Source organism: Mesorhizobium sp. M7A.F.Ca.MR.362.00.0.0 (genome assembly GCF_004023175.1).
Taxonomy (GTDB): domain Bacteria; phylum Pseudomonadota; class Alphaproteobacteria; order Rhizobiales; family Rhizobiaceae; genus Mesorhizobium.
The window spans coordinates 1-3,088 of record NZ_RZTF01000562.1 but is presented as its reverse complement, the minus strand read 5'-3'; the positions used below and the strand labels follow the sequence as shown (position 1 = coordinate 3,088).

The window sequence follows — 3,088 nt, the reverse complement described above, 5'->3', positions numbered from 1 at the left end:
GCCTCCAACATGGAAGCCCGAGCCGATCGAGGAACCCGAACCGGAAAGGCTCCCGGACGAGACCCCGCTGCCCAATCCCGACGAGAATGAAGAGCCTCCCATCCACGCGAAGGGGAGTTTCTTTATCGCGGGGCAAAGCACACCTTCGGACGGCTAACGATCGATCTCGCCAAACACGATGTCGAGCGATCCGATGATGGCGGCAACGTCGGCGATCATGTGCCCTCGAGACAGGAAATCCATCGCCTGCAGATGGGCGAAGGATGGCGCGCGTATCTTGCACCGGTAAGGAACATTGCCCCCGTCGGAAACCAGATAAACACCGAATTCTCCCTTTGGCGCTTCAACCGCGGCGTAGACTTCTCCGGCCGGCACGCGATGCCCCTCGGTATAAAGTTTGAAATGCTGGATGGTCGCCTCCATCGAGCGTTTCATCGTGGCGCGCCGCGGCGGCGTGATCTTCTGGTTTGGAAGCGCGACCGGCCCCTGGCCTTCGGGTGACCGCAGTTTTTCCAGGCATTGCTTCATGATCCGCACCGACTGGCGCATCTCCTCCATGCGGACCAGGTAGCGGTCATAGCAGTCTCCGTTCTTTCCGACGGGAATGTCGAAATCCATGTCCGGGTAACATTCGTATGGCTGTGCCTTGCGCAAATCCCATGCGGCGCCCGATCCGCGCACCATCACGCCGGAAAATCCCCAGGCCCAGGCATCCTCCAGCCCGATTACGCCCACATCGACATTGCGCTGCTTGAAGATACGGCTGCCGGTGAGCAATTCGTCGAGGTTGTCACAGACTTTGAGGAACGGATCGCAGAAAGCCCAGATGTCGTCGAGAAGCTTCGGAGGCATATCCTGGTGCACGCCGCCGATTCTGAAATAATTCGCATGCATGCGGGCGCCGGAGGCGCGCTCGTAAAAAACCATCAGCTTTTCCCGCTCCGCAAACCCCCAAAGCGGCGGCGTCAGCGCGCCGATATCCATGGCCTGCGTCGTGACATTGAGGAGATGCGACAGAAGCCGGCCGATTTCGCAAAAGAGAACACGGACGAGTTGTCCACGCTTTGGAACGCTGATTTCGAGCAGTTTTTCGGCAGCGAGGCAGAACGCATGCTCCTGGTTCATCGGCGCGACATAGTCGAGCCGGTCGAAATAGGGCAGCGCTTGCAAATAGTTCTTGTGCTCTATGAGTTTTTCGGTGCCGCGATGCAGTAAGCCAATATGCGGATCGGCACGCTCGACGATCTCGCCGTCCAGTTCGAGCACCAGCCGAAGAACACCGTGGGCCGAGGGATGCTGGGGCCCGAAATTGATGGTGAAGTTGCGAACGGCGGCTTCGACCATTGCTGCTCTCCGCGACTGTCGGGGCAAGGCGTGATGCGAATGGTTCGGCGCCTCAAGTCGTCGTCTGAATGATCAGCGTGAGGGTGCCATCGCCATCTATGTTTGCAGCGACAACCTGCGAGGAATTGAGCCCATTCGCCCTCAAGGCCGATGTCGCTTGAGGCGAAGCATCGACTGAGTTTTGCAGGCGTAGCAAATCTTCGGCGCTGGTCTGATTGATCACGGCATCCGCCTGCGCCTTGATTTCGTCAGGCAGATCCTCGACGGCGACAATGGCAACGCCGGTGAAATTCAAATCAGCAGAGCCTGGATCTGGCAGCGCCTGCTCCGGTTGCACTTCGCCCTGCGGTGGCGTCACCTGGGGAAGCTGCGGTCCAACAGTTTGGGCGTAGACGGGCTGAATGATGACCGCCCCGGAAAGTGCGACAGCTATCGTCAACATGCGCATGGTCGCTCTTTGCATCCTTCGAGGGAGATTTTGAAGAAACCCCCATGCTGAGCGATGGTTCCCGCGGGGCTGGTCACACTGGGCAATTTCGCGTCCACCCACCCTGGGAGACGCCGAACGAACCATGGCCAAGACGACGTCATATGGCTGTCTCCCAAACGGCTGAGCGGTTGCGTACGGAATCGTACCATCGATTGATCTGCACCTTGGACAGGACCAAAATAAAGCAGAGGTGACCATGGGAGGGAGCCGCATGAGCATCGCCAGATGGGCAATAAGACCTGTCGGTACCGCCAAGGCATTTCTGGCAGAGGAGCTTCGAAGTGCGCGATACGGCGACATCGTTTCGGTCAAAGCGGCGATAGAGGCCGCTCGCAGGAACGCGCCTTATTTGCAGGATACAGACGATGAGTTGATGGAGACGATCGTCGAGCTGGCACGGGAACTGGGGCTGGCCGTCCTTTTTGACTCTCGCGATTGACCGATGAGCCATGGCTGGAGGACTCACCGGTGGTTGAAGCGATTTGGTACGAAATCGACAATTGGCTCATGGCCGAAAATGCGCAATCATTGGGAAATGGGACGACGGCTGGACGACAAACTCGATTGCAAGGCTTGTGGGACTATCCAAATGGACATTCCCGACAACGCCAAGGAATCGACGCCAATTCATTGCAGCAATTGCGGCGCCTTTCTCGGCGAGTGGGGCGAATTGCAGGACGATTTCTACCGCCAGGCTCGCGGTACCGAGGCATTCGACTTGCGCAACGGAACCATTATCAAGAAGTAGCCCGCAACGACGCGGCCTCCGGATGACATCGGCAAATTCGCAAGGGGTTGGCAGATCTAGCCGACCTCGATGACCACCATCAGCCCGCCGCCGCCCTTCTCCTCGACATTGTTGTTCGTCGTGTGATGCGGGATGTGGCAGTGAATGAGCCACTTGCCCGGACGTAGCGCCTTCCACACGACGTCATAGCGCTGTCCCGGTCCGACATTGATGGTATCAGCTAGGAAGCGTGCCGAGGCAGAAAGCGTCTCACCGTCACGGGCGACGACCTCGAAGGGTCCGCCATGGATATGCATTGGATGGACGAAGCCGTTGTTGGTGCCGATGAAACGCACCTTCAGCGTCTCGCCCACCTTCATAGGAATGGTGTCGGTTGCGGGATAGGCTTTGCCGTTGATGGTGAAGAAGTTCGGCATGCCGCCTTCCATGGGCATCGACGGATAAGTCAGCCCATCGCGCACCAGCCATTCCTGAAGTTCGATGACATAGTCGTGGTCAGCCGGAAC

5 protein-coding genes are annotated in these 3,088 nt (G+C 58.4%); 2 read left to right on the top strand and 3 right to left on the bottom strand.

Annotation, left to right across the window (positions count from 1 at the left end; all coding sequences use genetic code 11):
• Positions 1-153: 153 nt before the first annotated feature.
• Together EOC06_RS35160 and EOC06_RS35155 are read right to left on the bottom strand one after the other, a co-directional pair.
• Complete coding sequence (locus EOC06_RS35160) at positions 154-1,344, bottom strand: NADH-quinone oxidoreductase subunit D (protein WP_128309968.1); 1,191 nt, start codon at positions 1,342-1,344, stop codon at positions 154-156.
• A 52-nt stretch (positions 1,345-1,396) separates the two neighbouring features.
• On the bottom strand, positions 1,397-1,792 hold the full coding sequence (locus EOC06_RS35155; RefSeq protein ID WP_127322666.1) for a hypothetical protein: 396 nt from the start codon (positions 1,790-1,792) through the stop codon (positions 1,397-1,399).
• A 253-nt stretch (positions 1,793-2,045) separates the two neighbouring features.
• Here EOC06_RS35155 and EOC06_RS35150 point away from each other — a divergent pair, with 253 nt between their 5' ends.
• On the top strand, positions 2,046-2,273 hold the full coding sequence (locus EOC06_RS35150; RefSeq protein WP_127329020.1) for a hypothetical protein: 228 nt from the start codon (positions 2,046-2,048) through the stop codon (positions 2,271-2,273).
• A 150-nt stretch (positions 2,274-2,423) separates the two neighbouring features.
• Positions 2,424-2,582, top strand: a complete 159-nt coding sequence (locus EOC06_RS35145) for a hypothetical protein (RefSeq protein WP_081738677.1) — start codon at positions 2,424-2,426, stop codon at positions 2,580-2,582.
• A gap of 56 nt (positions 2,583-2,638) precedes the next feature.
• On the opposite strand, the gene EOC06_RS35140 is transcribed toward EOC06_RS35145, so the two are convergent.
• The coding region (locus tag EOC06_RS35140; RefSeq protein WP_164898926.1) for a multicopper oxidase domain-containing protein at positions 2,639-3,088 on the bottom strand (450 nt) is incomplete at its 5' end.

Excerpts from the sequence above, each read along its gene's own strand:
- EOC06_RS35150 (WP_127329020.1), top strand. The coding sequence starts at position 2,046 with ATGAGCATCGCCAGATGGGCAATAAGACCTGTCGGTACCGCCAAGGCA.
- EOC06_RS35155 (WP_127322666.1), bottom strand. The coding sequence starts at position 1,792 with ATGCGCATGTTGACGATAGCTGTCGCACTTTCCGGGGCGGTCATCATT.
- EOC06_RS35145 (WP_081738677.1), top strand. The coding sequence starts at position 2,424 with ATGGACATTCCCGACAACGCCAAGGAATCGACGCCAATTCATTGCAGC.
- EOC06_RS35160 (WP_128309968.1), bottom strand. The coding sequence starts at position 1,344 with ATGGTCGAAGCCGCCGTTCGCAACTTCACCATCAATTTCGGGCCCCAG.